General features: G+C 69.8%; 16 protein-coding genes. 11 read left to right on the top strand and 5 right to left on the bottom strand.

All coding sequences use genetic code 11. The features are described 5' to 3' along the window. Positions 1–106: 106 nt before the first annotated feature. Entirely contained in the window at positions 107–316 is a 210-nt protein-coding gene (locus D7Y15_RS45850) for a hypothetical protein (RefSeq protein ID WP_172810707.1), read from the bottom strand. Here D7Y15_RS45850 and D7Y15_RS19160 point away from each other — a divergent pair. The 4 genes from D7Y15_RS19160 to D7Y15_RS19145 are packed head-to-tail and all read left to right on the top strand — an operon-like array spanning position 245 to position 10,717. After that, positions 245–5,254 (top strand): non-ribosomal peptide synthetase, encoded by a 5,010-nt coding sequence (locus tag D7Y15_RS19160; protein WP_233605014.1) that lies wholly within the window; start codon positions 245–247, stop codon positions 5,252–5,254. The genes D7Y15_RS45850 and D7Y15_RS19160 overlap by 72 nt on opposite strands. Further along, positions 5,251–8,223, top strand: coding sequence for a type I polyketide synthase (locus tag D7Y15_RS19155; protein ID WP_121753494.1), 2,973 nt, complete (start codon positions 5,251–5,253; stop codon positions 8,221–8,223). The genes D7Y15_RS19160 and D7Y15_RS19155 overlap by 4 nt, the downstream gene beginning before the upstream one ends. Beyond that, on the top strand, positions 8,220–8,975 hold the full coding sequence (locus D7Y15_RS19150; RefSeq protein WP_120576890.1) for a thioesterase II family protein: 756 nt from the start codon (positions 8,220–8,222) through the stop codon (positions 8,973–8,975). The genes D7Y15_RS19155 and D7Y15_RS19150 overlap by 4 nt, the downstream gene beginning before the upstream one ends. After that, complete coding sequence (locus D7Y15_RS19145) at positions 8,972–10,717, top strand: acyl-CoA dehydrogenase family protein (protein WP_121753493.1); 1,746 nt, start codon at positions 8,972–8,974, stop codon at positions 10,715–10,717. The genes D7Y15_RS19150 and D7Y15_RS19145 overlap by 4 nt, the downstream gene beginning before the upstream one ends. Before the next feature lie 350 nt (positions 10,718–11,067). On the opposite strand, the gene D7Y15_RS19140 is transcribed toward D7Y15_RS19145, so the two are convergent. Together D7Y15_RS19140 and D7Y15_RS19135 are read right to left on the bottom strand one after the other, a co-directional pair. Then, entirely contained in the window at positions 11,068–12,390 is a 1,323-nt protein-coding gene (locus D7Y15_RS19140) for an amidohydrolase family protein (protein WP_120576892.1), read from the bottom strand. 33 nt (positions 12,391–12,423) lie between these two features. Next, positions 12,424–13,251, bottom strand: coding sequence for an MBL fold metallo-hydrolase (locus D7Y15_RS19135; protein WP_169820330.1), 828 nt, complete (start codon positions 13,249–13,251; stop codon positions 12,424–12,426). A 106-nt stretch (positions 13,252–13,357) separates the two neighbouring features. On the opposite strand from D7Y15_RS19135, the gene D7Y15_RS19130 reads away from it, so the two are divergent. From D7Y15_RS19130 to D7Y15_RS19115, 4 genes are all read left to right on the top strand, one after another. Beyond that, complete coding sequence (locus D7Y15_RS19130) at positions 13,358–14,134, top strand: AraC family transcriptional regulator (protein WP_121753491.1); 777 nt, start codon at positions 13,358–13,360, stop codon at positions 14,132–14,134. Between the two features lie 199 nt (positions 14,135–14,333). Beyond that, on the top strand, positions 14,334–16,427 hold the full coding sequence (locus D7Y15_RS19125; protein ID WP_120576895.1) for a S46 family peptidase: 2,094 nt from the start codon (positions 14,334–14,336) through the stop codon (positions 16,425–16,427). An 86-nt stretch (positions 16,428–16,513) separates the two neighbouring features. After that, positions 16,514–17,494: a DUF2268 domain-containing putative Zn-dependent protease gene (locus tag D7Y15_RS19120; RefSeq protein WP_120576896.1), complete on the top strand. Its 981-nt coding sequence runs from the start codon at positions 16,514–16,516 to the stop codon at positions 17,492–17,494. A gap of 41 nt (positions 17,495–17,535) precedes the next feature. Further along, positions 17,536–18,300 (top strand): phytanoyl-CoA dioxygenase family protein, encoded by a 765-nt coding sequence (locus tag D7Y15_RS19115; RefSeq protein WP_120576897.1) that lies wholly within the window; start codon positions 17,536–17,538, stop codon positions 18,298–18,300. A gap of 11 nt (positions 18,301–18,311) precedes the next feature. Here D7Y15_RS19115 and guaA read toward each other — a convergent pair whose 3' ends face one another. After that, on the bottom strand, positions 18,312–19,865 hold the full coding sequence (gene guaA, locus D7Y15_RS19110) for a glutamine-hydrolyzing GMP synthase (protein ID WP_120576898.1): 1,554 nt from the start codon (positions 19,863–19,865) through the stop codon (positions 18,312–18,314). A gap of 124 nt (positions 19,866–19,989) precedes the next feature. Here guaA and D7Y15_RS19105 point away from each other — a divergent pair, with 124 nt between their 5' ends. After that, positions 19,990–20,577, top strand: coding sequence for a hypothetical protein (locus D7Y15_RS19105; RefSeq protein ID WP_120576902.1), 588 nt, complete (start codon positions 19,990–19,992; stop codon positions 20,575–20,577). Positions 20,578–20,671: 94 nt separating this feature from the next. Here D7Y15_RS19105 and guaB read toward each other — a convergent pair whose 3' ends face one another. Then, a complete protein-coding gene (gene guaB / locus D7Y15_RS19100; RefSeq protein ID WP_121753490.1) occupies positions 20,672–22,129 on the bottom strand; it encodes an IMP dehydrogenase in 1,458 nt (485 codons plus the stop codon). Positions 22,130–22,293: 164 nt separating this feature from the next. Between guaB and D7Y15_RS19095 the strand changes: the two genes are divergently transcribed. Both D7Y15_RS19095 and D7Y15_RS19090 read left to right on the top strand, forming a co-directional pair. Beyond that, positions 22,294–24,534 carry a TIGR02266 family protein gene (locus D7Y15_RS19095; RefSeq protein ID WP_121753489.1) on the top strand — a complete coding sequence of 747 codons (2,241 nt, stop codon included), beginning with the start codon at positions 22,294–22,296 and terminating at the stop codon, positions 24,532–24,534. Positions 24,535–24,635: 101 nt separating this feature from the next. Beyond that, positions 24,636–26,100, top strand: a 1,465-nt coding sequence (locus D7Y15_RS19090) for a fatty acyl-AMP ligase (RefSeq protein ID WP_148712807.1), incomplete at its 3' end; no start/stop codon positions are given.

Here is a 26,100-nt window from a genome sequence, read left to right as displayed (position 1 = left end):
CAAACGCAGACGCCCAGCGCCTCGTCAGAGACTCAGTCCCTGCACTTGCACGGGCGTGAGGCGGTACGAGCCATGTGACAGCTCTGTCTCACGGTGTGTCACCGGGTCATGTAAAATCCTGAAAACGGCCCAAATCCGCTAAACGCTTGATTTTCTTAGGACTGGTGCGGCGCCGGTTGGAGGATTCTTGCTGCCCCCCGTCCATCAGCTCGTCGAGCGACGAGCGACCGAACTTTCCTCCCAGATCGCCGTTGCCTCCCGGGTCCGCTCCCTCACCCACGCCGCGCTGAATGCGCACGCGAACCGGGTGGCCCATGCGCTGATCGCCCGAGGCGCCGGACCGGATGTCCTCGTCGGCGTCTGCCTTCCGCGAAGCGTTGAGCTGGTCGCATCCGTCCTGGGTGTTCTCAAGTCCGGCGCGGCCTGGCTTCCCCTGGACCCGTCCGCCCCTCCCGAACGCCTGCGATACATGGCCGCTTCGGCGGGAGCACGATTCGTCATCGGCACGGGGCCGGCGGTGGAGCGGCTCGCGGCGGACGGCCTCCAGATCCTCGCTCCGGAGGCACTGGAGCTCCAGTCGTTCCCGGACGTGAACCCGGGCGTCACCGTCCAGCCGGATCACCTCGCGTACGTGATCCACACCTCGGGCTCCACCGGACTGCCCAAGGGCGTGATGATCAGCCACCGGGCGCTGTCCGCGTTCACCGGGTACCACCTCGACACGTTTGGCCTGTCGCCCGCGGATCGCATTGGCGTGGTGGCCTCGCCCGGCTTCGACGCCTTCGTCATGACGCTCCTGCCGTCGCTGGCTGCGGGGGCTCGACTGGAGCTCCCGCCCGACGAGGAGACCCGACTGTCGCCCCAGAGGCTGCAGGACTGGCTCCTGGCTCGGGACATCACCTGCATCTTCCTTCCCACACCGCTGGCCGAACGCGTCCTCCCGCTGTCCTGGCCCGAGTCCTGCGCCTTGCGCCTGATCCTCACCGGCGGCGACCGGCTGCACCTGCACCCCAGGCCCGGGCTGCCGTTCCAACTCGTGAACGGCTACGGCCCCGCCGAATGCACCATCTACAGCACGTCCGGGACCGTTCCTCCCGGTGACGCATCGGCCGGGGAACGGCTGCCCTCCATTGGCCGTCCCATCGGTGGCGTGGAGGTGCATGTCCTCGGTCCGGAGCTGCGGCCCGTTGCGGATGGCGAGACCGGTGAGTTGTTCATCGGCGGCCCAGGTTTGGCTCGCGGTTACGTGGGCTCGCCGGACCTGACCGCGGACCGCTTCATTCCGGATCCGTTCTCCCGGTTCGGCGGCGAGCGGCTGTACCGCACGGGGGACCTGGGTCGCCGGTTGCCGGATGGCTCGCTGGAGTTCCATGGCCGTTCCGACCGGCAGGTGAAGGTCCGTGGCATCCGCATCGAGCCCGCGGAGATCACCGCCGCGCTGCTGACCCATCCGCACGTCGGGGCCGCGCACGTCATGGCGCGGAGCGAGGGCCAGGACGTCTTCTTAGTGGCGTGGTTCGCGCCCAAGGACGCTCGGGCCGTTCCCGGGACGGAGCAGCTCCGCGAGCACCTCCGCGCCTGGCTCCCCGAGGCCATGCTGCCCCGGACCTTCGTCGTCGTGGACGCCCTACCCCTCGGCCCCACCGGCAAGGTCGACGCCCAGGCGCTTCCCACGCCCGAAGCCCACGCGACCCGAAGCAGCGCCTATGTCGCGCCTCGCACGGAGCTGGAGCGTGGACTCGTCCAGGTGTGGCAGGAGGAGCTGCGCCTGGAGCGGATCGGCATCGAAGACGACTTCTTCGAACTGGGCGGACACTCGTTGCTGGCCACTCGGATCACCGCGCGCGTCGCGGAGGTGCTGGGGCTCCCGCTGTCGCTGACGGAGCTCTTCGCGCACCGTCGCATCTCCCAACTGGCGAACGTGCTGGAGCCGCGTCGTGCCGAGCCCTCGAAGGACGTGCTGCCTCCCGTGGTCCGCGCCGCCGACCCCGAACGGGCACCGCTGTCCGTGCAACAGGAGCAGGTCTGGTTCCTCCAGAAGCTGTCTCCCGGCAGCATCTCCTACCAGGCGCAGACGACCCTCCGCGTGCTGGGTGGGCTGGACCTGGCGGTGCTCGAACGCGCGCTGACGGAGATCACCCGGCGCCACGAATTGCTGCGGACGACCTACGAGGAAATCGACGGCCGGCCGTGGCAGCGCGTCCTTCCCGTGACGCCGGTGCAGGTCCCGTTGATCGACCTGTCCGGGCTGCCCCCGGTCGAGCGGGAACATCGGCGTGAGGAAGCACTCCGCCAGGAGCTGCGGCGGCCCCTGTCGCTCTTCGAACCGCCGCTCGTGCGCTGGACCGTGGTCCGTCTGGCTCCGGATGATCACGAGCTGGTCCTCGTGGAGCACCACGTCGTCCACGATGGCGTGTCCTTCTCCGTGCTGATGCGGGAGTTGGACGCGCTCTACAACGCGTATCTGCGCGGAGAGTCCTCGCCGCTCCCGGAGCTGCCGGTGCAGTACCGCGACTTCGCGACGTGGCAGCGCGAGGCGCTCGAAGGCCCGGCCATGAAGGCCCAGCTCGACTTCTGGCGGACGCGGTTGGCGGGTGCCCCGGAGGTGCTGCCGCTGCGCACCGATCACCCTCGCCCCCGCGTGCAGACCTTCAATGGCGACCTGCTCCGGCTGGAGTTGCCGCCCGCCCTGCCCGGCGCCCTGCGCGCGTTCTGTCAGCAGGAGGGCGTGACCCTCTTCAACGCCCTCTTCGCCGCCTTCGCCACGCTGCTGCAGCGCTACACCGGCGAGCAGGACCTGTGCATCGGTTCGGCGTTCGCGGCCCGGGCGGGCGTCCGGAACATCGAGAATGTCATCGGGATGTTCGTCAACGCCGTGGTCCTGCGCTGTGACGTCTCCGGCGCGCCGTCGTTCCGCGAGCTGGTCCGTCAGGTGCGCGACCTCACCGTGGCGGCGGCCGAGCATCAGACGTATCCGTTCCTCAAGCTGATCGAAGGCCTGGGCGTGAAGCGCGACCCCAGCCGCAATCCGCTCGTGCAGGCCATGTTCAGCTTTCACGATTCGGCCGTGCGGAGCCCTCGGCTGGGTGATGCCTCGTGCACCATCTTCGAGCGGGGCAATGGGTCGTCGAAGGTGGACCTGGACGTCGTCGCCATTCCGCACGCGGGCCGGCACCTGGGCGACCGCGAGCGTGGTGACGCGCGCATCTCACTCATCTGGGAGTACAACCGGGACCTGTTCGACCGCTCGACCATGGAGCGGATGGCCGCGCACTTCCTCCGGTTGATCGAGGCCGCGGTGGCCACCCCGGGGATACCAGTGTCGCGGCTGCCGATGCTTGCGGACGCGGAGCGACAGGTCCTCCTGGCGAACGGCTCCACGAAGTCCGTCAGCGCGGATCCGCCCGTGCATCAGCAGGTCCTGGCGCAGGCCCTGCGGACCCCTGACGCCGTGGCCGTGCGCGACGAGACAGGCACCCTCACCTATTCGGAGCTGGTCCGGCGCGCGACGCTGATCGCCGAGCATCTTCACGCGCACGGCGTGGGCGTGGAGTCGGTTGTCGGCGTCTGCTCGCCTCGTGGTCCGGAGTTCGTGACGGCCGAGCTGGGCGTGATGCTGTCCGGAGCCGCCTTCCTGCCCCTGGATCCGGAGCACCCGGCCGAACGGATCGCCCTCATCCTGGGTGACGCTGGCGTGCGTCAGGTGATCACCACCGGGCTGCTCGTGGATCGACTCCCTGCCACGGTGAAGCGCGTGCGCATCGAGTCCTTCCATGGTCCCGGCACGCCCCAGGGAGGTCTGCCCACGGAGGTGCAGCCCGGGCAGCGGGCCTACGTCATGTACACCTCGGGTTCCACGGGCGCCCCCAAGGGCGTGGTGGTGGAGCACGGCGCACTGGCCCACCTCGTCGGGTGGCATCGGCGCGCATTCGGACTGGAGCCGAGCAGCCGCACCACGCTGCTCTATTCGCCCGCGTTTGATCCATCCGTCGCGGAACTCTGGCCTGCCCTCACCGCGGGCGCGACGTTGCATGTCCCCGGACAGGACGTGCGCCTGTCCCCGGAGCGGCTCCAAGCCTGGCTTCTCTCCGAGCGCATCACCTTCACGGACCTGCCCACCGCGCTCGCGGAACGTCTGCTGGCCCTGCCATGGCCGGCGTCATGTGAACTGCGCACGGTGCTCGCGGGCGGTGACCGACTCCACGCGCGTCCCGTGCCCGGACTGCCGTGGCGGCTGTTCAATCAGTACGGCCCCACCGAGACCACCGTCACAGCCACCTCCGGCGAGGTGCTGCCCTCGGGGCCCGTCGAGACACTGCCCGCCATCGGCCAGCCCATCGAAGGGACCACGGCCTATGTCCTGGACGCGGAGCTGCAACCTGTCCCCACGGGCGTCGCGGGAGAGCTGTACGTGGGTGGTGCCGGTGTGGCGCGCGGCTATCTGAATCGCCCGGACCTCACCGCCGCGAGCTTCGTCCCCGACCCGTACGCGACACAGCCAGGCGCGCGCATGTACCGCACGGGCGACCGGGTCCTGTGCCGTCCGGACGGGATGCTCGAGTTCCTGGGCCGCATGGACGCGCAGCTCAAGATCCGAGGCTTCCGCGTGGAGCCCGCGGAGGTCGCGGTCCGCCTGCGCACGCATCCGGGACTCGAGGAGGCGCACGTCCGCGCATGGAGCCCTCCCGGTGGAGCGCCCCAGTTGGTCGGCTATCTGGTGCCACTCGCGGGTCAGCCCCTGCCCACACCGGCGCGGCTTCGTGAGCACCTGGCGCGCGAGCTGCCGGCGTACATGATCCCCTCCGCGTACGTGGAGCTGAAGGCGCTGCCACTCACCCACGGTGGCAAGGTGGATGAACGGGCGCTGCCCGAACCCACGCCTGGAACCCAGGCGCCTCGGGTCCCGCTCGCGAACGAGCACGAGCGGCGGATCGCCACCATCTGGTGCGAGACGCTGCGCCTGGAGCACGTGGGCGCCGAGGACAACTTCTTCGACCTCGGTGGCCACTCGCTGCTGCTGGCCCAGGTGCAGCACCTCCTGAAGCACCGCATGGGCCATGACGTCCCCATGGTGACGCTGTTCGAGTTCCCCACGGTTCGTGTGCTCGCCGGGCACCTCCAGGGCCGCGACGATGGCGGCGAGGCCGCGGCCGCGCAGGCACAGCGCCAGGAGCAACGGCTCAGTGGACGTGCGCGCCTGCTGGGGCGTCAGGGTCGGCTGTCGTCGGACCGCTCGCGGGAGGAAGTGGAATGAGCGCGCCGCTCGACGTGATGGAGGAGGAGGACCGTTCGGCGCACCTCGCGGTGGTGGGCCTGGCGTGTCGGCTTCCCGGTGCGGCCAACGCGGCGGAGTTCTGGTCCAATCTGGCCGGCGGTGTCGAGTCCATCACCTTCTTCGGTCCGGACGGCCAGCCCTGTGCCGAACCTCCCACCGAGCGCACCGTGGGCGAGGAGGTGCCCGCGTTCGGTCTGGTCGCGGATGCGGACCGGTTCGACGCGCAGGCCTTCGGGATGTCGCCGCAGGAAGCGCTGATGCTGGATCCGCAGCACCGGGTGTTCCTGGAGTGCGCGCGGGAGGCGCTGGAGGACGCCGGGTATGATCCGGCTCGGTACCGGGGCGCCATTGGCATCTACGCGGGTGGCAGTGAGACGGACTATCTGTCCGCGCTGCGGGCCCGCAGGGACCTGCTCGCGGGTGCCAGTGACTGGCAGCTCCGGCTGGCTACGGGCGTGGACTTCCTCACCAGCCGCGTGGCCTACAAGCTGGGTCTTCGCGGGCCCGCCGTCACGGTGCAGACCGCGTGCTCCACGTCCCTGGTCGCGATCCATCTGGCAGCGCAGGCGTTGCTCGCGGGGGACTGTGACATCGCGCTCGCGGGGGGCGCGTCGGTGCATGTGCCGCCCCGGTTCGGTCACTACAGCGAGGGCGGGCCGCTGTCCCCGGACGGCCGCTGCCGCGCGTTCGACGCTCGGGCACAGGGCACGGTGGGCAGCAACGGCGCGGGGATCGTCGTGCTCAAGCGGCTCGCGGATGCGCTGGAGGATGGGGACACCATCCGCGCCGTCCTCCGAGGCACCGCCGTCAACAACGACGCCGCCGGGAAGATCGGCTTCACCGCGCCGAGCGTGGAGGGCCAGTCCCGCGTCATCGAGACCGCCCTGCATGCCGCGGGCGTGGACCCCGCGAGCATCAGCTACCTGGAAGCACATGGCACCGGCACCCGGCTGGGCGATCCCATCGAGGTCGCCGCGCTGACGAAGGCCTTCGGTGCGCGTGAGCCCCGGTCCTGCTGGCTGGGTTCGGTGAAGACGAACATTGGCCACACGGACGCGGCGGCGGGCGTGGCGGGCTTCATCAAGACGGTGCTCGCGCTGGAGCACCGGAAGCTGCCGCCGAGCCTGAACTTCGAACGACCCAACCCGGAGCTCGACTTCGAGCACGGCCCCTTTCGCGTGAACACGGAGCTGCGGGACTGGGACACCGGTAGTCATCCTCGGAGGGCCGGTGTCAGCTCGCTGGGCATTGGCGGCACCAACGCGCACGCCGTGCTGGAAGAGGCACCCACCCTGCCCGCCTCCGAGCGTTCGCGCTCACCGCGGTTGATGGTGCTGTCGGCCCACGGTCCCGCCTCGCTGGCCCGCGCGGTGGAGCGGCTCGAAGGGCACCTGCGCGCGCATCCAGAGGCTGAGCTGGGTGACGTCGCCTGGACGCTCCAGATGGGGCGTGCCGCGCACAAGCACCGAGCATTCGCGGTGGGCGAGGACACCCCGGACGTCCTTCGCGCCCTGTCTGAACAAGAGGGCATCGCGCAACAGGAGGCCAGCGAGCGCCAGGTGGTGTTCATGTTCCCTGGCCACGGTGGGCAGCACGTGGGCATGGGCCGGGAGCTGTACGGTTCACAGCCCGCGTTCCGTGAAGCCGTGGACGCGTGCCGTGCGCACCTGACGCCGCTCCTCGGGTTCGACCTGGGGACGGTGCTTCATCCGGATCCCACGGATGCCGCCGCGCTGGAGCAGGCCTCCGCCCGGATGGGCGAGTTCGTCACCGGTCAGCTCTCCGTGTTCGTCATCGAGTACGCGGTGGCGCGGCTGTGGAAGCGCTGGGGCGTGCAGCCCTCCGCGGTCGTGGGCCACAGCCTGGGGGCTTATGCCGCGGCCACGGTGGCCGGGGTGTTCCGTCTGGAGGACGCGCTGCGGTTGGTCCTGGAGCGCTCGCGCATCCTCGCGAGTCTGCCCGCGGGCGCCATGCTGGCGGTGCCGTTGCCCGAGTCGGAGCTGGAGCCCCTGCTTCACGGAGGACTCGCGCTGGCGGCCGTGAACGGGCCGGCGCAGTGCGCGGTGTCGGGCCCGGTGGCGGAGATCGAAGCGCTCCAGGCGCGACTGATGGAGCGCGGTGTGGAGTCGAAGCTGCTGCGCATTCCAGGCGCGGGACATTCGCCGCTCGTCGAGCCGTCACTGGCCGCGTTCACCGCCTGCGTCCAGCGCGTCGAGCGGCGTCCTCCACAGCTCCCGTGGATCTCCGATCGCACGGGTGTGGCGGTCACGGCGGAAGAGGCCGTGGACCCGGCGTACTGGGCCGCGCACCTGCGTCACACCGTGCGTTTTGGCGACGCGCTGAACACGTTGTTTGCCGGTTCGCCCGCCGTGTTCCTGGAGGTCGGGCCCGGACGAACCCTGGCGACGCTCGCGCGCCAGAACCTCGCGGCAGGACCACACCTCACGGTCGCCACCCTGCCCCATCCCGCGGACAACACGTCCGATGCGGTCAGCGCACTCACTGCCGCGGGGCGCCTGTGGAGCGCGGGCGTCGCGATCTCCTGGCAGGGACTTCATGGAGGCGTCGCCCGTCGCCGGGTGCCTCTGCCCACGTATCCGTTCGAACGTCAGCGCTACCTCGTCGAAGCCCCTGCTGCAGTCGCGACCGTGGCACTCCCGGCCACGTTGGTGTCACCGCCGCCCGAACCTGAACTCATGGAGGTGCCGGAGCTGCCAGAGGACGAAGTCGTGCGCCGGGTCGCCGCCGCATTCGCGGAGGTCCTGGGGCTGGCCCGGGTCGGGCTCCACGACAACTTCTTCGCGCTGGGAGGCGACTCGTTGATGGCGGCGCAGGTCATCGCGCGGTTGCGTCCGCATGTCGCCACGCCCCTCAAGGTGAAGTCCCTCTTCCGCGCGCCCACCGTGGCCCGCCTGACCCGCTTCATCGCGGAGTCCTCCCCGGCATGACCTCGACTTCTCCCTGGCTCGCGTGCCGCATCCGGCGCCCGGAAGCCTCGGTGCGCCTCTACTGCTTCCCGCACAGCGGCGGCTCCGTGGGCGAGTACGTCCGCTGGGCGGACCTGCTCCCGGACATCGAGGTCTGGGGCGTGCAGCTCCCGGGGCGTGGGGCTCGGGCGGAGGAAGCGCCGTTCACCCGGCTGGACGAGTTGGTGGACGCGCTGGTGCTCGCGTTGGACTTCGGCTCGTCCTTCGCGTTCTTCGGTCACAGCTTGGGGGCGTTCGTGGCCTTCGAGACGGCCCGCCGCCTGCGCGACCAGGGCCGCGTGCTTCCCGATGCACTGTTCCTCTCCGCGGCCCCAGCCCCACAGCTCCCTCCGCGAGGCATCCCCGCGAGCCACCTGGACGAAGACGGACTCCTCACCGCCCTGGAGCCCACCTACGGAGAGCTGATCCACGAACTGCGCGAGGACGAAGAGCTGCGCGAGCTCATCCTCCCCGGCCTGCGCGCGGATCTGCAGCTCGTGGAGTCCCACCGGCACGAGGACCGCGCCCCCCTCTCTTGCGCGATGACCGTCACGGGCGGCACCCAGGACGACCTGAACCGCACCGAGCTGGAGCCGTGGAGCGTCCACACCTCCGGGCCCTTCGCGCTCCACCTGCTGCCCGGTGGCCACTTCTACCTGCGGGATCCCGAACCGAAGTCCACCCTCCTGCGCCTCATCGCGGAAACCCTCACCAGAAGGACGCCGACCCCATGAGCCACGAGCCACTGCACCCCGCCACCCGCAGCCGCGAGGGCTTCCTGGGCCAGCTCTTCGCGGGGAAGCTCCGCTGGGACCTCGTCCGCGCGTTCCCCGAACAGGACGCGGAGGAACGCCGTCAAGGCGACGCCGTCATCGCGGAGGTCGAACAGTTCCTCCAAGCGCACGTGGACCCGGACGAGATTGAACGCACGGGCCGCATTCCGCCAGAGCTGCGCGAAGCCTTGCGTTCACGCGGCTACTACAAGCTCCAGGTGGAGCGGGCGCTGGGAGGCCGGGGCCTCTCCATGCTGAACACCTTCCGCGTCATCGAGGCCGTGATGAGCGTGTGCCTGCCGGTGGGCTACACGCTGGCCATCCACAGCGGCCTGGGCGCGGGAGCCATCATCGAAGCCGTGCAGGACGGTCCCCTCAAGGACTACGTCCGGGGACGCGTCGCCGACGGAGTCATCTCCGGCTGGGCCGACACGGAGCCCATCGGTGCCTCCGTGCGGCGTGCGTCCACCACCGCAGTGCCCACGGAGGACGGAACGGCGTATGTGCTCAACGGGGAGAAGGTCTTCATCGGCAACGGCTCCATCGCGGATCTGCTGAACGTCACCGCCACGCTCCAGGAAGACGGCCGCGAGCAGATCAGCCTCTTCGTCGTGGAGACCTCCAGCCCTGGCTTCCACGTCCGCGCCGAGCACGGCCTGATGGGCCTGCGAGGACTGCCCATCGCCGCGCTGAGCTTCGACAACGTGCGAGTGCCGAAGGAGCGGATGCTCGCGATGTCGCAGGAGCACTGGCGGAACACGCCATTGCTGGAGCCGCTCAGCGCCCTGGGCCGCATGTACATCATCGTGGCCGCGTCGCTGGCGCTCTCCAAGAAGTGCCTCCAGTGGTCGCGTGAGTTCCTCCACCGGCGGCTCGCGCAGGGGCGAAGGCTCGGTGACTTCGACGAGATCCAGCGCCAGGTGTCCGCCACGGCGGCGGAGGTCTTCGCCATGGAGAGCGTTGCCCGCTGGAGCCTCACGGGCGTGACAGCGGACACACTGCCCCTGCGCTGGTTCGAACAGGTGGCGGCCAAGAACATCGCGTCCCTGACGTGCGCGCGCATCGCGGACCGGACGATGTCGTTGCTCGCCGCCGAAGGCTACGAGACGTCGGAGAGCAAGGCCGCCCGGGGCGCCGCGCCGGTCCCGTTGGAGCGCACGCTGCGCGATGCCCGGGCCTTCCGGGTCGCGGGAGGCGTGGACTTCCTGGTGGACCACAAGGCCGCGAGGGAAGGCCTCTTCTCTCTCTACTACCCGGCGGCCGCGCACGCGGTGGAGCTGGAGTCGCCGCCTGCTCCCCTCCCCGTGGAAGAACATCTGTCCCCCCGCAACCGCGAGCACCTCCAGCACACGGCTCGGGAGGTGCACCGGCTCGCGAAGCGAAGCCTGGACCTGTCGCACCGCTACCCGGATGCGGGAGCCCTGCACGCGAGGCAGCGGACGCTCATCCTGATGAACCAGCTCTGCAACGAGCTGTTCACGATGTCCGTGACGCTGGCCCATGCGTCGGCCCTGGCTTCACGCGGACAGCCTCAAGCCGACGCGCTGGCGGACATCTACTGCACCGCCGCGCGCTACCGCCTGGAGGACCTCTGGCGCCAGGCCGATGCCGAAGCGGAGCCGGACTTCGCGGGCGTGAGCGAACGCTGGCTGACGGGCGACACACTCGATTTCCTGCTGAGTGACGTCCTCATCCGGAAGTGATCCCCATGGCGCGCTGCGCAAACAGCCGCCGTGTCGTCCTCTTGGAGGACAAGCCCCTTTGACCCCACACGGACCGAACCGCCCGCCCGGAGCGCCGTGCGCCAAAACCTGTCCGACAGTCGGACAAGTTCGCGGTGCCCGATGCCCCGGGGCGCGCTGGCTCGACGGGCGATGAAAAGCTGTCCGACTGTCGGACAAGTTCGCGGTCCTCGCGGCACGGGCGCGCGCTGGCCCGGCGGGCGATGAAAAGCTGTCCGACTGTCGGACAAGTTCGCGGTCCTCGCGGCCCGGGGGCGCGCTGGCCCGGAGCGTGACGCGGACAGTCAGCCCGGCGTTCCGGACCGTGAACCTTACGGCGCGGTGCGTAAACCGGTCGCTGTGTCGTCGCGGTGGATGACGCCTTCCTTCATCACGAAGAAGACCTTCTGCGTCACTCGGATGTCCTGGAGCGGATTGCCCGGCACGGCGACCACGTCCGCCAGCTTCCCCGGCTCCAACGTCCCCAGCTTGTCCGACACCCCGAGCAGCTCCGCCGTGTTCACCGTCGCGGTGCGCAGGGCCTCCGCGGGCGTCAGGCCGGCCTGCACCAGCAGCGCGAACTCCTCCGCGTTGCGCCCGTGGGCGAACACGCCCGCGTCCGTACCGAAGGCGATGCGCACGCCCGAGGAGATCGCCTTGCGCAGCACATGCTCCCTCCGCCGGTCCACCGCGCGCAGCTTGGCGACCGTGTCCGGCGGGAGCTTGCCCTGATCCGCCAGCTCCTTGATTCCGAAGAACGCAAAGGCCGTGGGCACGTACCAGGTGCCCTTCTGCTTCATCAGCGCCACGCCTTCATCGTCCATCAGCGTGCCGTGCTCGATGGAATCCACGCCCGCGCGGATGGCCCGCTTCGCTCCTTCCGCGCCGTGCGCGTGCGCGGCCACCTTGCGCCGGTGCGCGTGCGCTTCGTCCACCACCGCGTCCAGCTCCGCCTGGGTGAACTGCGGTGCGTCCGGATCCGCGTTGAGGCTCATCACGCCTCCCGTGGCGCAGACCTTGATGACGTCCGCGCCGTACTTCACGTTCTCGCGCACCTTGGCGCGCAGCGCGTCCGGCCCATCCGCCACGCCGCGGCTGGCGTCCTGGGCCAGCAGTCCCTTGCGGAACGAATTGCCGTAGTCACAGTGCCCGCCCGTGGAGCTCAGGCTGGACGTCGCCGCGAGGATGCGCGGCCCCACCACGATGCCGCGCGCGGTGGCGTTGCGCAGGCCCACGTCGATGAAGTCCTCCGCGCCCAGGTTTCGCACGGTGGTGAAGCCGGCCATCAGCGTCGCTCGGGCCCACGGCAGCGTGTCCAGCGTCTGCTCAGGGATGGTGCGCTGGAACCCGTCGATGAGGTCCTTTCTCCAGTCCGGACCGGGCTCGACCGTCATGTGCGTGTGCGCGTCCATGAAGCCCGGCAACAACGTGGCGTCGCCCAGGTCCACGATGCTCGCGCCCTCCGGCACGGGCGTCTTCGGGCCCACGCCCACCACCCTTCCCTCCGACACCACCACCACGCCCGGGGTGATCATCTTCCCCGCCTTCGCATCGAACAGGCGGGCGGCCTTCAGCACCTGGACCCGAGCGGGTTCAGCGGCGGATGCGGAGGACAGCGACCACAGGAGGGAGCCGAAGAGCAGAGCACGTCGCAAGGTCCCGCCATGCTACCGCGTTGCCGCGTTGCCTCAGCCCGCGTGCATCCGATCGAACTCCACGGCGCAGTGCGCTGAGAACACCTTCACCTCGTGCCCGTGTGCGCGCACCAGCCCTCGCAGGCGCTCCTGGTTCTGGAGCCGCACGGCGTTGTTCTCGGAGAACAGCCGTTGGAACAGCGCCAGGCCCCACGGGCTTCGCGGCGCGACCGGGTTCACTTCATGGTGGCTGAAGTACGCGTCCCCCGCGTGCAGCACCCAGCCTCCGGGCCCCTTCACCGCGACGCCGCAGTGGCCCGCGGTGTGGCCCGTCAGCGGCACCAGCAGGACCTCGGCGTCCAGGCCTGGAATCAGCCGCACCGCCTCGAAGCCGAACCAGCGCTCACCCTCCACCGCGTACCGGCTCCACTTCGGTCCATGGGCCCACTGCACCGGCTTGTAGCCGTGCCTCGCGCCCGCCACAGGGGGCACCACCGCCGCGGCGTGCTCGTCTCCGAAGATGTGGACCTGGGCGTCCGGGAAGTCCGACAGGCCGCCGACGTGATCCAGGTCCATATGCGTGGGCACGATGTGCCGGACGTCCTCGCGCCGGAAGCCCAGCCGCTCCACCTGGGCCAGCGCCGTCTCCGCCGGGTCCAACCGGGGCGTGTTCCGTCTCACGAAGCGCTGTCCCAGACGCCCCTGCGCGTCCTGCACGTCCCGGGTCCCCAGGCCCGTGTCCACGAGCACGAGCCCCCGGGACGTCTCCAGCAGCAGGCAGTGGCAGACCATCCGGGCCCGCTCGAACAGGCCGCCCGAGCCCGTGACGAACCGGGCACTGGCGGGACACAGGGTTCCACAGTTGAGGTGGTGGATTCGCATGCCCGGCAAGGTACGGACCGGGCCCGCCGCCCGATTGGAGGAATCGGCCATCCTGCCCGGGGCCCGGGTTGAAGCGAGGGTCCGTCCGTCCCATGCTTCCTCCCGCATGGCCACCCTGGCAGACAACGCGCTGGCCCCCCGGGCCGACCTGTCCCGCTTCGTCCAGCGCGTGCGCGTGCTCTGGCGTGGTCCCTCCCACGGCGACTACGTCCGCGTGCCGGACGGTACCGTCGAGCTGGTGATCCGCGTCACCTCCACCACCTGTGACGTTCACGCTCTGGGCCCCCGGGAACACGTGGTGCGCAAGGCGCCGTCGGAGGTTCCGCCCGACACGCTGGGCATCCAGTTCAAGCCCGGCGGCGCGTACCCGTTCTTCGGCCTGCCCATGTCGGAGCTGGCCCACCGGTCACTCTCCATCGACACGCTCTGGGGCAAGGCGGACGGCGCCCGGCTCCGCGAAGCGCTCGCGGAAGCTCCCTCCCCCCAGGCCCGCCTGCGTACGCTCGAGGCCGCGCTCGTGGCTCGGCTCCACCGGGACGACGTCTACGAACCGGCCGCCGCATACCTCGTGCGGCGAGGCATCCGCCTGCTCACCGACGCCGGGGAACTCCCTCGCGTCGCGGATCTGGCCCGCACATTGGGCGTGAGCGAACGGCACCTGCGGCGCGCCTTCGACGACGTGCTCGGCATGGGACCCAAGTCCTACGCCCGGATCGTGCGCTTCCAGCGCGCGCTCCAGGCCTCCACCGCCCAGGGGGCACGGCCGGACTGGGGAAGCATCGCCGCCGGTGCGGGCTACTACGATCAGGCCCACCTCATCGCGGACTTCCGGGCCGTCCTGGGCACCACGCCGGGCGCGTGGGTGCGCGCACGGGCCGCCTGAGCGGGGCCGGACGCGCTGCGTCGGGACCCGGCGGGTGGGGAAAGCGCCTGCCCGGCGAGCGTCCCAGGGAATCGTTTGGGCGCTCGGACGTTCTGCGGTGGGCGTGGGCGCTTTCCCAGCTTGACCGACGCTGGGCCATCCCTCACAAACGCCCCGTCCCCGCGGAGTTCTGTCCCGCGGCCCGAAAGGATCCCATTCAATGAAGCGATTGGTCGTCATCGCCGCCCTCGTGGGTGCCGCTCCGGCGCTCGCCGATGAAGGCATGTGGACGTACAACAACTTCCCCGCCGCCAAGGTGAAGGAGAAGTACGGCTTCCAGCCGGATCAGCAGTGGATGGACAAGCTCCGCCTGGGCGCGGTGCGTCTGGCCGGCGGCTGTTCCGCCAGCTTCGTGTCGCCGGACGGCCTGGTGATGACCAATCACCACTGCGCGCGCGGCTGCATCGAGCAGCTGTCCACCGCGAAGCAGGACTACCTGGCCAACGGCTTCTACGCGAAGGCGCAGGCCGAGGAGAAGCAGTGCCCGGCGATGGAGGTGAACCAGCTCGTCGAGATCACCGACGTCACCGAGCAGCTCAACAAGGCCACCGCGTCGCTGACCGGCAAGCAGTACTCGGACACGCTGAAGGCCGAGATGTCCAAGGTGGAGAAGGCCTGCTCCAACGGCGACGACAAGGTGCGCTGCGACCTGGTCACGCTGTACCAGGGCGGCAAGTACAACCTGTACAAGTACCGCCGCTTCCAGGACGTGCGCCTGGTGTTCGCCCCGGAGCACGCCATCGCCTTCTTCGGCGGTGACCCGGACAACTTCGAGTTCCCCCGCTACGACCTGGACGTGACGTTCGTGCGCGTCTACCAGGACAAGCAGCCGGTGAAGACGCCGGACTACTTCAAGTGGTCCGAGGGCGGCGCGAAGGAGAACGATCTCACGTTCGTGGCCGGCAACCCGGGCCGCACCTCGCGCGCGCTGACCATCGCGGAGCTGGAGTACACCCGCGACGTGTCCCTGCCCAAGACGCTCATGTACCTCTCCGAGCTGCGCGGCATGCTCACCGAGTTCCAGAAGCGCGGCCCCGAGCAGAAGCGCATCTCCAGCAACCTCCTGTTCGGCGTGGAGAACGGCCTGAAGGCGTCCAAGGGCCGCCACGAGGCGCTGCTCGACAAGAAGTTCTTCGCCTCCAAGGTCGCCGCGGAGCAGGAGCTGCGCAAGAAGGTCGACGCGAACCCCGAGCTGAAGAAGAAGTACGCCGCCGCCTGGGACGAGATCGCCAAGGCGGAGGCCCAGCTGATCACCCTCCGCAAGGACCTGAACTTCCTCGAGCAGGGCAATGGGCTGTCCTCCGGCCTGTTCCACACCGCCCGGGCGCTGGTGCGCGCCGGCGACGAGCTGCCCAAGGACAACGGCCAGCGGCTGCGCGAGTTCAACGACGCCAACCTGACCGCGCTCAAGGCGCAGCTCTTCAGCCCCGCGCCCATCTACCCGGAGCTGGAGATCGCCCGCCTGACGTTCGGCCTCACCAAGATGCGTGAGGAGCTGGGCGCCAAGCACCCGTTCGTGAAGAAGGTGCTGGGCAAGGAGTCCCCGGAGCAACTCGCCACCCGCGTGGTGAAGGGCACGACGCTGAAGGACCCGAAGGCCCGCAAGGCGCTCTGGGACGGCGGCAAGAAGGCCGTGGACGCGTCCAAGGACCCGATGGTCCAGCTGGCCCTGCTGGCGGATCCGGACGCCCGCGCCATCCGCAAGAAGTTCGAGGACGACGTCGAGTCCATCATCAAGAAGAACAGCGAGCTCGTCGCCAAGGCGAAGTTCGACATCTACGGCACCAGCCAGTACCCGGACGCGACCTTCTCTCCGCGCGTGTCCTTCGGCTCGGTGAAGGGCTACACGGATGAGGGCCAGCAGGTCGCCCCCATCACCCAGATGTCCGGCACCTTCGAGCACGCCACGGGCCAGGAGCCGTACGCGCTGCCCAAGTCGTGGGTGAAGTCGGAGAAGGTCATCACCGGCACCACGCCGATGAACTTCGTCAGCACCAACGACATCATCGGCGGCAACTCCGGCTCGCCCGTGCTGAACAAGAACCAGGAGGTCGTCGGCCTGGTGTTCGACGGCAACATCCAGTCGCTGGGCGGCGAGTACGGCTTCGACGAGTCCGTGAACCGCACGGTGGCCGTGCACTCGGAGGCCATCATCGAGGCGCTCCAGAAGATCTACGGCGCCAACCGCGTCCTGGAAGAGCTGCGCCCCGGCAGCACCAAGGTCGCGCCGGTGAAGGCGAACCCGGCGGGGTAGTCTTCCCACTGGCTTCCTGAAGCACCCCAGAGGCTGCCCGGTTCGCTCCGGGCAGCCTCTTCGTTCATCCCCATTCCAGGAACTCCATGCGCCTCCGCCCTGCCCTCTTCGCCGCCGCCCTCGCGCTGCCGGCCTGCGCCGCGAGGCAGCCCGTGGAGCCGGCGCCCGCCACGGTCCAGGACGTGGTCTCCACGGTGGACGTGGACCACTTCTGGGAGGCCTACGACGCCGTGCGGGCCACGACGGATCCATCCGAGCAACTGGCCCGGTTCCAGGCGCTCTACGTCGACCGGGGCACGCCGGGGCTGCACAGCTTCATGCGCGCCAGGCGCTACACGGCGCAGGGCTACGTGGACGCCATCCGCGACTACCCCCGGTTCTGGGAGTCGGTCCGTCCCCTGACGTCGCGCGCCCGGGACGCCGTGGCCCACGTGGCCCCCACGCTGGAGCGCTTCCGGGCCCTCTACCCCCGGCTGGGGAGCGCGGAGGTGTACTTCACCGTGGGCGCCCTCAACTCCAGCGGCACCGCGCTGGACGGCCGGGTGCTCCTGGGCGCGGAGCTGGCCACCGGCGACGCGCGGGTGGACGTGTCCGAGCTGCCGCCGAAGCTGCGCGCGGGCCTGGGCGCCTACTTCCAGAGCCGCCCGCATGAAGGCCTGGACCTGCTCATCGCCCACGAGGCCGTGCACACGCGCCAGAAGGCCCCAGCGGACGTGCTGGTGGACTGGATCGTCTACGAGGGCGTGGCGGACTTCGTGGCCGAGCAGGTCACCGGCCGGCTGCCCGCGCTGGCCTACGTCACCTATGGCCCCCAGCACGACGCGGAGCTGCGCGAACGGTTCCGCGAGGCCCAGGACTCGACGCGCTTCTCCCCGTGGCTCTGGTCGGGCCCGGACAACGCGGACGGCGTGGCGGACCTGGGCTACTACGTGGGCTATGCGATTGCCCGCGCGTACCATGCGAAGGCCCCGGACAAGCAGGCGGCGCTCCAGCGGATGATCGAGCTGGACTACGCGGACACCGCCGCGGTGAAGACCTTTGTCAGGGAGAGCGGCTACCTGGAGTGAAGTCACGGCGCCCCGGCACTTCCCCCGGGGACAGGAGACAGATGGACGCGCGCGCCGAGCAGTTCATGCGGGACGGGTACCTTCGCATCGACGGGGCCTTCCCCCGGGAGGTCGCGGACGAAGCCCGGGCCCTCCTCTGGCGGGACACGGGGTGTGACCCGGACCAACCCGCCACCTGGACCCGCCCCGTCATCCGCCTGGGCATGTACACCCAGAAGCCCTTCGTGGACGCGGCGAACACGCCCGTGCTGCACGCGGCGTACGACGAGCTCGTCGGTGCCGGGCGGTGGCTGCCGCTCGGGGCGATGGGCACGTTCCCCGTGCGCTTCCCCTCTCCGGAGGATCCGGGCGACGCGGGGTGGCACATCGACGTGGGGTTCGACTTCGACAAGCCGGACTTCATGGAGTGGCGCGCCAACGTCGCCTCCAAGGGCCGCGCGCTGCTGATGCTCTTCCTCTTCTCCGACGTGGGCGAGGACGACGCGCCCACCCGCATCCGCGTGGGCTCGCACCAGGACATCGCCCGGCTGCTGGGCCCCGCGGGCGAAGCGGGCCTCACGCTCCGTCAGCTCGCGGCCAACGGCTTCGCGGAGTCCGCCCACCGGCAGGAAGTTCTGGCCACGGGCACGGCGGGCACGGTGTACCTGTGCCACCCCTTCCTCGTGCACTCGGCCCAACCCCACAAAGGAACGCGGCCGCGCTTCATGGCGCAGCCGCCACTGCTGCCCCGGGAGCCCCTGAGCCTGGCCCGGCTCCCGGAGGACACGTCGCCGGTGGAGGAAGCCATCCGGCGCGCTGTCACCTGAGTCCTACCGCCTCACTCCCACTCGATGGTGGCGGGCGGCTTGGAGGAGATGTCGTAGACGACGCGGTTGATGCCGCGCACCTCGTTGGTGATGCGCGAGGAGATCTTCTCCAGGATGGGGAACGGGATGCGGGCCCAGTCCGCCGTCATCCCGTCCACGCTGGTGACGGCGCGCAGCACGCAGGTGGACTCGTAGGTGCGCTCGTCGCCCATCACGCCCACGCTCTGCACCGGCAGCAATACGGCGAAGGCCTGCCACACTTCCTTGTACAGGCCGGCCTTGTGGATCTCCTCCTGCACGATGGCGTCCGCGCGGCGCACCAGGTCCAGGCGCTTCTCGTTCACCTCGCCCAGCACGCGGATGGCCAGGCCCGGACCCGGGAACGGCTGACGGGAGACCATCTCGTCCGGCAGGCCCAGCTCGCGGCCCAGGGCGCGGACCTCGTCCTTGAAGAGCTCGCGCAGGGGCTCCACCAGCTTGAGCTTCATCTGCTCCGGCAGGCCGCCCACGTTGTGGTGGCTCTTGATGGTGACGGACGGGCCCTTCCAGGACACGGACTCGATGACGTCCGGGTACAGCGTGCCCTGCGCCAGGAAGCCCGCGTCCTGCACGTCTCGCGAGGCCTCCTCGAACACGGCGATGAACTCCCGGCCGATGATCTTCCGCTTCTGCTCCGGATCCGTGACGCCGGCCAGCTTCGACAGGAAGCGCTCGCGCGCGTCCACCGTCTTCAGCGGCACGTGGAAGCGGTCCACGAAGAGCGCCTCCACCTGCGCCCGCTCGCCCTGACGCAGCACACCGTTGTCCACGAAGATGCACTGGAGCCGGGGGCCAATCGCCCGGTGCAGCAGCAGCGCCGCCACGGAGCTGTCCACGCCGCCGGACAGCCCGCAGATGACGCGGCCTTCTTCACCGACCTGCTTGCGGATGGTCTCCACCGCCTCGTCGATGAAGCCCTTCATCGTCCACGAGCCGGAGACCTTGCAGTCGTTGAAGAGGAAGGCGCGCAGCATGGCCTTGCCCTGCGGCGTGTGGACCACCTCCGGGTGGAACTGGAAGCCGTACCAAGGGTTCGTCTTGTGGGCCGCCGCCGCGAAGGGCGAGTTGCCGCTGCGGCCGATGGCCTCGAAGCCGGGCGGCAGCTCGTCCACCCGGTCGCCGTGGCTCATCCACACCTGCACCTGGTCGCCCGGGCGGAACTCCGCGAAGGGGCCTCGCGCGCTCAGGACCTCCACCGCCGCGCTGCCGAACTCGCGGTGGGCGCCCCGGTCGATGCGGCCTCCCAGGAGCTTGGAGATGAGCTGGAGGCCGTAGCAGATGCCCAGGACGGGGACGCCGGCCTCGAAGACGAAGGGGTCGCAGCGCGGGGAGCCGGGCGCTTCCACGGACGCCGGCCCGCCGGAGAGGATGATGCCCCTCGGCGCGAACTGCCGGATGTCGGCGGCGGGGAGGTCCGGGCGGTGGATTTCGCAGTAGACGCCCAGCTCGCGCACACGGCGGGCGATGAGCTGGGTGTACTGGCTCCCGAAATCAAGGATCAGGATCTTCTCGGAGTGCAGGTCCACCGGCGATTCTCCCAGGGGGCGTCGTTGACGGGTGGGGGCCCTTATCGCTACAAACTTCGGGAAATCAACGCTGAAAGGCCGTCAATTGTTCGTGCGCCGCCTGTCCGCTTCCACTGCAGCAGCCATGCTCCTCCTGTCCGCCTCGGGGTGCGTGAAGGAGATCACCTCCGACGAGCGTCTGGAGCGTGACACCCGCAGCGTCGCGGTGAAGGACGCGCCCGGGGTCGAGGCGTTGTCCAAGCTCACCTGTGACGACACCTCCGCGCCCCTCAACAAGGCCCGGGACGTGAACCGTCCGGAGTCCGACCGGCTGGTGGACTACGTCAACCTGTACTCCTCCCTGAAGGACCGCACCCACACCTTCGAGGAGGCCATGTCCCGCAACCCGGACCTGAGCTACCGCGAGGGCAGCCAGAACCTGGTCAACGCCAAGGACGCCTGCATCCAGCAGACCGCGGACGTGCGGGTGGAGTTCGAGACCTACCTGCGTGAGCTGGTGGCCGTACCCACGGTGCAGGAGATCAAGGGTGGAAACACCGTCACGGTGGCCCGCCTGGACTTCGGCACCCTGAAGAAGGCCATCGAGACGCTGGACCCGGACGACCGCGAGTCGCTCCTCCAGAGCGTGAACTCGGCGGAGAAGCGCGTGTCCGCCACGGTCGCCCCCGCCGAGGACACGTCCACGGGCAGCGGCAAGCGTCGCGGCAAGTAGTCCCCCGCGGTCCTCCCCCGGCGCTCTGACCGGGGGAGACTCCCCTGCCCCGAAGCCTCCCGGTGACGGTGAGGCTCTGGGGCGATTTGACGCCCTACTCCATCCGGTAGTTGGGCGCTTCCTCGGTGATGATGACGTCGTGCACGTGGCTCTCCTTGAGCCCGGCGGACGTGATGCGCGTGAAGGTGGCCTTCGTGCGCAGCTCCTCGATGGTGGCGCAGCCCACGTAGCCCATGCCGCTGCGGATGCCGCCCAGCATCTGGTGCACGTTCATGGAGAGCGTGCCCTTGTACGGGACGCGGCCTTCGATGCCTTCCGGCACCAGCTTCACCGCCTCCACGTCGGACTGGAAGTAGCGGTCCTTGGCGCCCTGCTTCATGGCGCCCAGGCTGCCCATGCCCCGGTAGCTCTTGTAGCTGCGGCCCTGGTACAGGATGACGTCGCCGGGGGACTCTTCCGTGCCGGCGAACAGCGAGCCGATCATCACGGAGCTGGCGCCCGCGGCGAGCGCCTTCACGATGTCGCCCGAGTACTTGATGCCGCCGTCGGAGATGATGGGCACGCCGTGCTTGTCCGCCTCGCGGGCGCAGTCGTCCACCGCCGTCACCTGGGGCACGCCCACGCCGGCCACCACGCGGGTGGTGCAGATGGAGCCCGGGCCAATGCCCACCTTCACCGCGTCCACGCCCGCTTCAATCAGCGCGCGCGTGCCTTCCGCGGTGGCCACGTTGCCGGCGATGAGATCGAAGCCCTTGAAGTTCTTGCGCGTGTCGCGCACGCCTTCGATGACGCCCTTCGAGTGGCCGTGCGCGGTGTCCACGACGATGACGTCCACGCCCGCCTTCACCAGCGCGTCGATGCGGGCCTCGCGGTCCGCGGACACGCCCACGGCGGCGGCGCAGAGCAGGCGGCCCTTGGCGTCCTTGGCGGCGAACGGGTGGGTGAGGCGCTTCTCGATGTCCTTGATGGTGATGAGGCCCTTGAGCTCGTAGGCCTCGTTCACGACGAGGAGCTTCTCGATGCGGTGCTCGTGCAGCAGCTTCTGGGCGTCGTCCTGGGGGATGCCCTCGCGGCCGGTGACGAGCTTCGTCGTCATCACGTCCTCGACCTTCTGGGAGAAGTTCTTCTCGAAGCGCACGTCGCGGCTGGTGAGGATGCCCACCAGGCGCTTGCCCTGCACCACGGGCACGCCGGACACGCCGTGCATCTTCATCAACTCCAGGGCGCGGGCGAGCGGCGCCTTGGGTTCGATGGTGATGGGGTCCACGACCATGCCGCTCTCGAACTTCTTGACCTTGAGGACCTCCAGGGCCTGCTGCTCGGGCGTCATGTTCTTGTGGATGACGCCAATGCCACCCTCCTGGGCCATGGCGATGGCGGTGCGCGCCTCCGTCACGGTGTCCATGGCGGCGGACAACAGGGGCACGTTCAGCCGGATGTTGCGGGTGAGGCGGGTGGTGAGGTCGGCATCACGCGGGGTGACGGCGCTCTCACCGGGCAGCAGGAGCACGTCGTCGAAGGTGAGGGCCAGCCGGATATCGGGGTTCAACATGGGGGCTCCCGGAGGCCCCGCGGGGCACCAGCGCCCGGCGGGTGCGTGTCCATACGGTTTGCGCGGCTGCCGCGCAACGGAAGAAGGTTTTTTGCCGCTCGTTCCCGGGGACTTCAGGTGATACTCGGCGTCCCACCAACACTTATTGGGACTGGGACCGGGCCTTGGCGGAATTGAATCAAGCGGGGGCGGTCGGGCTGGTGGTGAAGCTGCCCTTCGCCACCCCCGAGGAGTTCCTCGCGAAATACGGGGGCAACATCACCCGGGGCGGCATCTATTTGCGCGCCAAGGCCGTGCGCCCCCCAGGCACGGCCGTTACCCTGGACCTCCGCCTGGCAAGCGGCGACCGGCTCCTCTACACGGCGGCCATCGTCCACTTCGTCACCGGTCAGCAGGGCCAGGGCATCTCCGGCATGGGTCTGAAGTTCGGGGAGGCGGATCCCCCGACCCGCCGGTTCCTGGACGCCGCGGTCGCCATCCTCCCGCACGCCCAGTCGGACGTGCCGCCCGTGCCCAACGGCGTGGGCCCCGCCGACTTCTCCGTGCCCGCCCCGGCGGCGGCCCCTGCCCTGCCCCCGGCCGTGGCCGCGGTCCCTGGCGCCTCGGCCCGGATGGACTCCCCGGCCGCTGCCGCCGCGCCCGCGCTGGAGATGGTGACGGATGCCGCGCTGGGGCTGACCATCGACGAGCCGCCCCGGACGGGGCCGGTGATCGGCATCGACCTGGGGACGACGAACTCGTGCGCCGCGTTCGTGCGCGGCAACAAGCCCGGGGTGTTGCCCAGCCGCGAGGGCCACAACACGGTGCCCTCCATCCTCGCGTTCAACCAGCGCGGCAAGCTGGTGGTGGGCCACCCCGCGAAGGGGCAGATGCTCACCAACCCGCGACAGACGGTGTACGGCGCCAAGCGGCTGGTGGGCCGGCCGTACGCGTCGCCCATCGTGGGGCAGATCAAGGGCCGCTTCCACTACGAGATCGCCGCGGGCCAGGCCGGCGAGGCGGCGGTGCGGTTGGGTGACCGCATCTATTCGCTCCAGCAGATCTCCGCGCTGATCCTCCGCGAAGTGCGTGAGGTGGCGCAGAACCAGCTGGGCCAGATCATCTCGCGAGCGGTCATCACGGTGCCCGCCTACTACAACGACAACCAGCGGCACGCGGTTCGCGAGGCGGGCAAGCTCGCGGGCCTGTACGTGGAGCGCATCCTCAACGAGCCCACGGCGGCGGCGCTGGCGTACGGCTACGGCAAGAAGCTCAACCAGCGCGTGCTGGTGTACGACCTGGGCGGCGGCACGTTCGACGCGTCGGTGCTGGAGCTGCACGACACCGTCTACGAGGTGATCTCCACCGGCGGCGACACGTTCCTGGGCGGCATCGACTTCGACAACGCCATCGTGGAGTACCTCCTGGAGGAGTTCCAGCGGCAGACGGGCCGCGCCTTCCAGGGGGACCGGGTGGCCCTGCAGCGCATCAACGACGCGGCGGAGCGGGCGAAGTGCGCCCTGTCCGAGCGCTCCGAGATGCGGGTGCACGTGGCCTTCATCACGATGATCGACAACAAGCCGTACGACCTGGACGTCACGCTCACGCGGCAGAAGTTGATCGCCCTGACGGAGGGGCTGGTGGACCGCACGGTCCAGGTCTGCGAGGAGGTTCTCCATGCCAAGGGGCTGAAGCCCACGGACATCGACGAGGTGATCCTCGTCGGTGGGCAGAGCCGCTTCCCGCTGGTGCACGAGAAGATCACGAAGTTCTTCGGCCGGCCGCCCAGCAAGGGCGTGCACCCGGACGAGGCCGTGGCGCTGGGCGCGGCGCTCCTGGCGCACAGCCTGGGACAGATGGAAGGCGTGGTGCTCATCGACGTGCTGCCCATGGCCATTGGCGTGGGGCTGCCGGGTGGGCGCTTCAAGCCGGTGCTGGAGCGCAACGTGTCGCTGCCGGCGGCCAAGAGCTACACGCTCTCCACGCACCGGGACGGACAGACGGAGCTGGAGCTCACCGTCTTCCAGGGCGACTCAGACCGCGCGCAGGACAATGAATACCTGGGCACGCTGCGGCTCGCGGGCCTGCCGAAGAAGCCTCGCGGCGCGGTGCAGGTGTCGGTGACGTTCGAGGTGAACAACGAATCGCTGCTCAAGGTGACCGCGAAGGAAGGCACCACGGGGCGCGAGGTCGTCAGCACGTTCACTACCCGTGATACGCCGGAGTCGGTGAAGGCTCGGCTGGCGCAGGAGGAGCCCGCTCCGGCGCCGGTGCCTCCGGTCGTGACACCGGGAAACGCGGCTCCGGCGGCGCGCAAGGTGGCGGCGGCTCCGCCCGTTGTTCAGGAGGCGGCGCCGGACGTCGCTATCGTGTCAAAGCAGAAAGGTTTCATGGGGTGGTTGAAGGGGCTGTTCGGCCGCGCCTGAGGGCAAGGCCTCCCGTGATTCATTACCGGGGGTGTCTACGGGATTGAGCAGTCGGGCTGCTATGAAGTGTCGAAATTTTTCGACACTTGGACGGCCCCCCCGTGACCGACCTCTCCCAATGCCTTCCTGGCGTACTGCTGAAGCTTGCCCAAAATCCGTCCGCCCGGGCGCCCCTCTACACATTCCTGGGTGATGACGGTGAGGAGACCGTGTGGAGCGCGTCCGACCTGGACGTGCGAGCACGGCGGATTGCCTCCGCGCTGCGAGAGCGTGGCGCGCAAGGCGAGCGCGTGCTGCTGCTGTACCCGCCGGGGCTGGACTACATCGCGGGCTTCTTCGGCTGCCTGTACGCGGGAGCGGTGGCGGTGCCCGCGTATCCGCCGGACCCGATGCGGCTGGAGCGCACCCTGCCCCGCCTGCGCGCCATCATCCAGGACGCACGTGCGTCGGTGGTGCTCACCACGTCGGGCATCCTCGGGCTGTCGGACTTCGTCTTCGAGCAGGCGCCGGACTTCCGCGCGCTGCACTGGATGGCGACGGACGAGTTGCCGGAGGGCGGCGAGCGGGACTGGGTGGCGCCGGAGGGCCTGGGCGCGGAGTCGCTCGCGTTCCTTCAGTACACGTCCGGGAGCACGGGCACGCCGAAGGGCGTGATGCTCACGCACGGCAACCTGCTGCACAACCTGTCGCTCATCCACGGTGCCTTCGGTGCGCGCGCGGACAGCGTGGGCGTCATCTGGCTGCCGCCGTACCACGACATGGGCCTCATCGGCGGCATCCTGGAGCCGCTGTACGGAGGCTTCCCGGTGACGTTGATGTCGCCGATGGCCTTCCTCAAGCGGCCCATGGCGTGGCTGGAGGCGGTGTCGCGCTTCGGGGGCACCATCAGCGGAGGGCCGAACTTCGCGTTCGACTTGTGCGTGCGAAAGAGCACGCCGGAGCAGCGGCGGGCGTTGGACTTGAGCCGGTGGGAGGTGGCCTTCTGCGGCGCGGAGCCAATTCGTCCGGAGACGCTGGAGCGCTTCGTGGAGGCCTTCGGCCCCAGTGGCTTCCGGCGCGAGGCCTTCTACCCGTGCTACGGGCTGGCGGAAGGCACGCTCATCGTCTCCGGAGGCGAGAAGGCGGCGCCGCCGGTGTCGGTGACGATTTCAGGTGAGGCGCTGGAGCGGCACCGCGCGGAGGAAGTGGGCGCGGCGCAGCCCGGTGCGCGCACGCTGGTGGGGTGTGGCCAGACGCTGGCGGAGCAGCGAGTCGCCATCGTGGACCCGGAGACGTTGGAGCGGCGTGGGCCCGGGGAGGTGGGCGAAGTCTGGGTGTCAGGGCCGAGCGTGGCCCAGGGGTACTGGGGCCGTGAGGAGGCGACGCGCGAGACGTTCCATGCGCGCATCGCGCGTGAGGACGGCGGGCCGTACCTGCGCACGGGTGACCTGGGCTTCCTGGGGCCGGAGGGCGAGCTTTACGTCACGGGGCGGCGCAAGGACCTCATCATCCTGCGCGGGAGAAACCACTACCCGCAGGACCTGGAGGCGACGGTGGAGGGGGCGCACCCGGCGCTGAGGCCCGGGG

Source organism: Corallococcus sp. AB030 (genome assembly GCF_003668965.1).
GTDB lineage: Bacteria > Myxococcota > Myxococcia > Myxococcales > Myxococcaceae > Corallococcus > Corallococcus exiguus.
This window is presented reverse-complemented; position numbering and strand designations above follow the sequence as displayed.